At 67.0% G+C, this 8,341-nt stretch carries 2 protein-coding genes; both read left to right on the top strand.

The genetic code is table 11. The annotated features are described in order from the left end of the window. The first annotated feature begins 245 nt into the window (after window positions 1-245). Window positions 246-6,020, top strand: a complete 5,775-nt coding sequence (locus AC07PR_RS21980) for an alpha-2-macroglobulin family protein (RefSeq protein ID WP_495136550.1) — start codon at window positions 246-248, stop codon at window positions 6,018-6,020. Continuing rightward, window positions 6,017-8,290 carry a penicillin-binding protein 1C gene (gene pbpC, locus AC07PR_RS21975; protein ID WP_495136549.1) on the top strand — a complete coding sequence of 758 codons (2,274 nt, stop codon included), beginning with the start codon at window positions 6,017-6,019 and terminating at the stop codon, window positions 8,288-8,290. Before AC07PR_RS21980 ends, pbpC begins: the two co-directional genes overlap by 4 nt. Window positions 8,291-8,341: the final 51 nt, after the last annotated feature.

Below are 8,341 nucleotides of genomic sequence, written 5' to 3'. Positions count from 1 at the left end.
TGTGAAAGTAGGTCATCGTCAGGCTAATACCCCGCCAAACCCCTCGATCAGCCATGGTCGAGGGGTTTTGCCTTTTCTGCGAGTAATTTTTCCTGACGTGGCTCCTCGGCTATCAGATCACTGATTTGAGGGGCTGATTGCAGGAACATGGCGGAAGTGGATTGGAACCCGCCCCTTTTGTGGGACTGATTTTTGATCGACCTCAGAATAGACTGACTCCCTCGTTCGAGCATGACGGGGAGCGTATGCAGCGTTTCTGGAAAAAAGCGAAATTTGTTTCATTGCCAGCATGGGCGGCAATTGGCTTGCTGTTGGGGAATCCAGAGGGGCATGCGGCGGAAATCGCGTCAGTCTCGCCTCAGGGTGAGGTGGCGCAGGTCCAGAACATCGTCGTGCGATTCAAAGCGCCGACATCGAGGTTGGGCGATTTGCGGTTACCCGATCCCGTCACGGTCCGCTGTGGAGATTCGACACCGCAGGGGAGCGGACGCTGGATCAACGATCGGGAGTGGGCCTTCGACTTCTCCCGTCCATTGCCTGCTGGATCGAAGTGCCTGGTGGCAGCGAAGGACGACTTCCGCCCCACAGCGCCTGGCGCGCCTACCGGATGGAGCGGAGCGCGCGAATTCTCGTTTCAGTTGGGAGCGCCCGCCATACGGCGAGTCAGTCCTTGGGAGGGCAGCAGGATCGAGGAAGACCAACGATTCCTCCTGCAACTCTCCGGTGACGCCAAATCCGAGACGATTGCGCCACACATGTGGTGCGAATCGAAGGCACTTGGCGAGCGCATTCCGGTCGAGCTTCGCAGCGTGTCTGATCGAGACGAGCTACTCCGCTCCCTCAAGATGGGCGACGTCAAGCGTCAGAGCTGGATCCTGGTGGCTTGCGCGCGTCCCTTGCCGGCCGGCGCGGAGGCAACCTTGGTGTGGGGGGCAGGCATCGCGGCCGCCGCCAACGATTCCGTGAGGACGCGTGCCGACCGACGAATCCGCTTCTCAGTCCGAGGGCCGCTGACTGCGGAGCTTTCGTGCGAGCGTGAGCGCGCGAATGCGCCATGCCTGTCGATCCGTCCGATCACGGTGAGTTTCTCGGAGCCGATTGCGCGAGACCTTGCGCTGAAGGTTCGCCTCAAGGGAGCGAATGGTGTAAGCGTGGCGCCTTTGGCGCCGGTCGATCAGGAGCAGCAATCGGCCCATTGGTTGTCGACAGTGCGGTTCCCTGCACCGTTGGCGGAGCAGCAGGAATATCTGCTCGAGCTTCCCAGCGGGATCAAGGATGAGAGCGGCCGGCTTCTTTCAAACGCTGCCAGTTTTCCGATGAAAGTCCGAACGTCGGAGGCGCCGCCTCTGGCGAAGTTCGCCGCGGCGCCCTTCGGGATCGTCGAATGGGAAGCGGCCGGACCTAGTCTGGTCCCTCTGAGCTTGCGGCACGTGCAGACCGACTTGCAGCCGCGCGCCAGTGGGCACTTGCGAATCAAAAGATTGACTGACGATGTTGAGATCCTGCGCTGGTACGGGCGCCTGTTCCGACAGAACGAGTGGGAGGACCGCAAGGCTGAGTGGTTGAAAGATGTCTCGGACCTTCAGTCGATGACAGTGCCCCCGCCGAATCCGGACAAGGTCATTGATGTGATCGGCATTCCGCTGTCGCAGCCTGGCTATCACGTGCTCGAGCTGAAGTCGCCGCGCCTGGGCCAATCGCTCCTTGATCCGATCCAGCCCATGTTCGTGCGGACGGGGACGCTCGTCACCAATCTCGGCTTGCATTTCAAGCTCGGGAAGGATGACAGCTTGGTGTGGGTGACATCGCTCGACAAGGGGCGGCCAGTCGATGGGGCTCAGGTGTCGGTCTACGACTGCCGCGGCAAGGCCCTTTGGAGCGGCCGAACCGATGGGCAAGGCCTGGCGCGCATTGATCGGCCGAACCTGGACCGCGACAGCGGGGGCGGCGAGTGCATCGCCGAGGCGGGCCTGTTCATCACGGCGAGGCTCGCTCAGCCAGGGAAGGCTCTGGACCAGTCGTTCATGTTCAGCGGCTGGAGCCGTGGCATCGAGCCGTGGCGTTTCAATGTGCCGATTGCATGGGGATCAGAGCGCGCAGCGCGCGCCCATACCGTCACCGACCGCCCGCTGTTGCGCGCCGGCGAGACGCTGTCGATGAAGCATTTCTTCCGCCTGGAAACCGTGCAGGGGCTGACGGATGCGACACCAGACCAGTTGCCTGACAAGCTGCGTGTCGTGTTTGAAGGCACCGGGGAGGACATCGCGACACTGGACCTGCGATGGCAAGGGGCTCGCTACGCGCTGAGCTCATGGAAGGTACCGCCGGAGGCCAAGCTTGGCCGATATCGCTTCGTGATGGAGCGAGGGGACGCGCGCGGTGGGCGTCGTACCTGGGACAGTGGCAGCGTACGCGTTGAGGAATTCCGCGTGCCGCTCGTCGATGCGCGCCTCATCCCGCCGAAAACACCAGCGACAGGTGCGAAAGAGCAGGCCTGGACGGCCCAACTGAACTACATGGCCGGTGGCCCGATGGCGAAGTCGCCGGTGGAAGTCAGTGCCATGCTGCAGCCCCGCTGGACCAACTTCCCCGGGTTCGATGATTACGCCTTCGAGCCACCGTCGCCGGAGGGGCCTCAGGATTCCGGGTCTGCGGGCGACATGGACGAGGGCGATGGCGAATCCAGTGGCGGCACGCCAGGGGCGAGCCGACTCGTTCTGGACAAGCTCGCACTGCAGACGGACGCGAAAGGCGGTGCGTCGTTCAAGGTGCCGCTGAAGGGAAACATCGACCGTCCCGCCGAACTGCGTGTTGAGCTGAACTACCGCGACCCCGATGGTCAGACGCACACGCGCTCCGCGTCCCAGGTCGTCTGGCCCGCCGATGTGATCGTCGGTCTGCGCGCCGCGACCTGGGTGGCCAACGGCCAGGCGTTGTCGGTCCAGGCGGTGGCGCTGGACACCAATGGCAAGCCGATGGCCAATCGGAAGATCACGCTCAGTGCACGCCAGATCCAGACGCTCAGCACGCGCAAGCGACTGGTGGGCGGCTTCTACGCCTATGAGCATCAACGGAACCTGAAGGACTTGGGCGAGCTCTGCAGCGGCAAGACCGATGCGCTCGGGCTCATGCACTGCGAAGTCAAGCTGAGTCAAGGCGGGCAGATCGAATTGATCGGGTCCTCCAATGACGATGGCGGCCGCACCGCACGTGCCGCCCGATCCCTGTGGGTGACGAAGGCCGGAGAACTCTGGTTCGCGCAGGACAACGACGATCGTATCGATGTGATCCCGGAACGGCGGCGCTATGAGCCCGGCGAAACGGCCCGGTTCCAAGTGCGCATGCCCTATCGCGACGCCACTGCGCTGATCACCGTCGAGCGGGAAGGCGTGTTGTACAGCGAGGTCCGCCGTCTATCGGGGCGCGACCCCTGGTTGGAATTGAAGATCGACAGCAACTGGACGCCAAACGCTTTTGTCAGCGTGATGGTGTTGCGCGGCCGATTGCGCGAAGTGCCGTGGTATTCGTTCTTCTCGTGGGGCTGGCGCGAGCCGGTGAACTGGTGGCGGGAGTGGCGCGCCTCGGGCGACTATCAGGCCCCCACCGCCATGGTCGACCTGTCCAAGCCGTCGTTCAAGCTGGGCATGGCACCGATCGAGATCGGCCAGGCCAAACACCGGTTGCAGGTTGAAGTCGTACCGCAGCAGGCGCAGTACGGCGTGCGGCAGAGCGCGCAGGTGAAGCTGCGCGTGACCCAGGATGGCAAGCCGGTTCCTGACGCCCAGATCGCGTTCGCGGCGGTGGACGAGGGGCTGCTGGCCCTTGCGCCCAACCCGAGCTGGAAGCTGCTGGACGGCATGATCCAGACGCGCCCCTGGGGCGTGACGACGGCCACCGGCCACAGCGAGATCATTGGCCGGCGGCATTACGGTCGCAAGGCCGTGGCCGCCGGGGGCGGGGGCGGGTTCGCGACGCGCGAGCTGTTCGACACGCTGCTGACCTGGCAGCCGCTGGTCACCGTCGATGCACGGGGCGAGGCGCTCGTGCGCGTGCCGCTGAACGATTCGCTCACGCGCTTCCGGCTGGTGGCCGTTGCCGATGCGCCAGGACAGCGGTTCGGTACTGGCGAGGGCAGCATCAACGTGAGTCAGGATCTGCAGCTGCTCTCCGGTCTGCCGCCGCTGGTGCGCGAAGGCGACCGTGTCCAGGCCATGCTCACGCTTCGCAACGCCACGACTCGTGCGATGGACCTCAAGGTGACGCTGACGGGCAAGGCGAGCGGCGAGAGCGGCGACCAGGCGGTGCCCGCCGAGGCGCGAACCGTCAAGCTGGCCGCGGGTCAAGCCCAGGAGCTGACCTGGGACGTGGTCATCCCCGAAGGCGCCCAGCGCATCGTCTGGGAGGCGCAGGCCCAGGAGCAGGGCGGTGGCGCGAAGGACGCCATGCGGACCACGCAGGCTGTCCAGCCCGCGGTGCCCGTACGGGTGCTGCAGGCGACGCTGCGTCAACTCGACGCGCCCATCAGCATCCCGGTCGGCGCGCCCGCCGACGCGCTCCCTGCGCAAGGCATCAAGCGGGGCGGGCTCCAGATCGGCCTGCAACCGAAGCTGTCGACGGCGCTGCCGGGCATCCGTCGCTATTTCGAGCAATACCCGTATACCTGCCTCGAGCAGCAGAGTTCGAAGTTCATCGCGCTGCATGACAGCGCCGCATGGGATGGGCTGATGGGGCAGCTGGCGACTTACCAGGACGCCGATGGACTCTTCGCCTATTTCCCGCTTTCGAAGCATCTGACGCAGGGGAGCGACGTCCTGACGGCCCATCTGCTGTCGGTGGCGCAAGAGGCCGGCCGCCCCTTGCCTGCGTCGCAGCTGGGCAAGGCGCTCGATGGCTTGGCTGCATTCGTCGAAGGACGACTGGAGCGTCGCCACTGGGCCCCGCGCCCGGACGATGAACCGCGGCGCATTGCGGCGCTGGCCGCCTTGGCACGGTATGGGAAAGCGACGCCTCGACAGTTGGGCACCGTGGAGGGCCGCAACCTGACGACTTGGCCGACCGGCACCGTCGTGGATTGGCTGGTGCTGCACCAGCGGATGACCGATGCGCCCGACCGCGCCAATCAGATCGCCGCGGCGCAGAACCAGTTGCGCAGTCGACTGAGCTTCGCGGGGACGACGCTGCGTTTCGTCAACGAAGAGTCCGACGCCTGGTGGTGGCTGATGGGCAGCGGCGATGCGACGGCGGCGCGCGCGATCCTGGCGCTGGTGGACGACCCCGGCTGGAAGGAGGACCTGCCCCGAATGGTCGTCGGCGCGCTGGCGCGTCAGGAGCGGGGCGCCTGGTTCAACACGACGGCGAACCTGTGGGGCGCGTTGGCGCTCGAGAAGTTCTCGGCGCGTTTCGAATCGCAGCCGGTCAAGGGGAAAACCGAGGCCAAGCTGGCGGCTTCAAGTGTCGCGCTCGACTGGACGACGAAGCCCGAGGGCGGCGAGTTGCGTCTGCCATGGCCCGCCTCGGGCAACGGCACGCTGACCGTGACGCAGACGGGCGGCGGCCGGCCCTGGGCCACCGTGCAGGCCCTGTCCGCCGTCCCGTTGAAGGCGCCACTCACGGCCGGTTATGCGATCAAGCGGACGATCACTGCCGTGTCGCAGAAGGCGGCGCCGCGATGGTCGCGCGGCGACGTGATGCGTGTGCGGCTGGAGGTCGACGCGGCCGCCGACATGTCCTGGGTGGTGCTCAGCGACCCGATGCCGACAGGCGCGGCCGTGGTCGAGGGCACGATCGATACGCAGGGCGAGCGTGCCGAGGGTCAGGCGTGGCCCAGCTTCATCGAACGCAGCTTCACGGCGTGGCGCGCCTACTTCGATTACCTGCCGCGCGGCAGGCATGTCCTCGAGTACACGATCCGCCTGAACAATGCCGGACGCTTCCAGATGCCGACGACGCGCGCCGAGGCGATGTATTCGCCCGACCGTTTCGGCGAGGTCCCGAATGCGACCCTGGAGGTCCAGCCTTGAAGACGCCCGCGGCCGGGCGCTTGCGCGGACTGGCGCGGTGGAGGCGCACGCTGGCCGTGACGCTCCTCGGCGCCGGATCCGCCGTCGCGGCGCCGGCCGCGGATCTGCCCTCGTTCGCGCAGACGCGCGCAGTGCATCCTGTGTCGGATTTCCAACTGCTGGACCGTCGAGGCGAGCTGCTGCAGACCTTGCGCGTCGACCCCAGCCGGCGTGTGCTCGCCTGGGTGCCGCTGGACCAGATGTCGCCCTCGCTGCTGCGAGCGATGCTGGTCTCCGAGGACCAGCACTTCTACGAGCACAGCGGCGTCGACTGGTCGGCCGTCGCCGCCAGCGCCTGGGCCAATCTGTGGAACACCCGCACGCGCGGTGCATCGACGGTGACGATGCAGCTCGCGGGCCTCCTCGATCAGGATCTGGCCCGGCGCGGCGGACGCAGCGTGACGCAGAAGCTCGGGCAGGCGTGGGTGGCCGCACGACTGGAGAAGCGGTGGACCAAGGCGCAGATCCTCGAGGCCTACCTGAACCGCGTGCCTCTTCGTGGCGAGCTGGTCGGCGTGCCCGCAGCGGCCCAGGCGCTCTTCGGCAAGCGCCCCAGCGGGCTCGACGCGCGCGAATCCGCATTGCTCGCGGCGATGCTGCGCGGACCGAACGCCGCGAGCGAGACCCTCGCGACGCGCGCCTGCGGCGTGCTGCGCGCGATGGGGCAGGGCTGTGACGGTCTCGTCGACGAGGTCGGCGCCGTGCTGCGGCGCAAGGCGCTGTCAGTCGCGGATGCGCCGCAGTGGGCGCCGCATTACGCCCGCCTCGCACTGCGAGCGGACGGGCCGCCGACCCAACGCAGCACGCTCGATGCAACCTGGCAACGCGTGGCGGTGCTGTCGCTGCGGCGGCACCTGGCGGAGCTGTCCGGCCGGCAGGTCGAGGACGGGGCGGTGCTCGTGCTGGACAACGCCAGCGGCGAGATCCGCGTCTGGGTCGGATCGAGTGGCAGCCAACTGTCGGATGCGGCCCAGGTGGATCATGTGCTTGCTCGCCGGCAGCCGGGATCGACGCTGAAGCCCTTCCTCTATGAATTGGCGATCGAGCGTCGCCTGATCACCGCGGCCAGCCTGCTGGACGACTCGCCGGCGCAGATCGCGACGGGGGCAGGGATGTACTTGCCTCAGAACTACGACAAGCAGTACCGCGGCTGGATCAGCGCCCGGGCCTCGCTCGGCAACAGCCTGAATGTGCCGGCGGTGCGGCTGGCGCTGATGCTGACGCCGGAAGCGGTCTTCGAGCGGCTCAACGCGCTGGGCCTGCAACTGCCGGAAACGGGCGGCTTCTATGGCCCCTCGCTGGCACTGGGCAGCGCCGACGTGACGTTGCTGGCCCTCACGAACGCGTACCGTGCGCTGGCCAATGGGGGGCGATATGCCGAAGTGAGCGCGCCTCGGAGCGATGCGCGCCAGCAGGCCGGAACGCTGCCGGTCGAATCGCGTCGGGTCGCGGATCCCAAGGCCAGCTTCATCGTCGGCGACATCCTGGCCGACAACAACGCCCGCGCGCTGACCTTCGGACTGTCCAGCGCGCTGGCTTTGCCTTTCCCGGCCTCGGTGAAGACCGGCACGAGCAAGGACATGCGCGACAACTGGTGCATCGGATGGACCAGCCGGTTCACGGTGGGCGTCTGGGTCGGCAACTCGAGCGGCGAAGCGATGCACCAGGTGTCTGGCGTGAGCGGTGCGGCGCCCGTGTGGCGCGAGATCATGCTGGCGCTTCATGCTGGCGGTGTGCCGCCGGCGATCAGGCCGCCGGCCGGTGTCGTGCCGCGGGACACGCGCTTCGAGGGCGGCCAGGAGCCTGTGCGGCGCGAGTGGTTCGTCGCGGGCACCGAGCAGGCGGTCATCCAGTCGGCGGGCACCTCCGTGGCGCTCAGCAATCCGATCGACGGCGCGATCTACGCGTTGGATCCGGACATCCCGCCGGAGGCGCAGCGGCTGCGATTCACGCACGAAGGTCGACTCGAACGTGGCGCCCTCGCGGCATGGCGGCTGGATGGCCGCGTCATCGGGCGCGGTGCGATCTGGGACTGGCTGCCGATGCCGGGACGGCATGAACTGGCGCTGCTCGATGCAGGTGGGCGGGTGCTGCAGGAGGTGCGCTTCGAGGTGCGCGGAGCCGGCCTGAAACAGGCGCTCCTGCCCAAGGGCGACTCTCGTCCCCCCATTCCGCAAGTCAACCGCTCCAAGGCGCAGTTCGTCGCCGCCCCCTGGCGGCCAGGGGGCTGACTTTCGATACTCCTCTCATCGTCGCTAAGATGCAGATTCGCGCGGGGAGAC

The organism is Roseateles sp. GW821-FHT09H11, assembly GCF_059415845.1.
This window is presented reverse-complemented; position numbering and strand designations above follow the sequence as displayed.

Coding starts and splice junctions, on each gene's coding strand:
- AC07PR_RS21980 (WP_495136550.1), top strand. CDS start 246: ATGCAGCGTTTCTGGAAAAAAGCGAAATTTGTTTCATTGCCAGCATGG.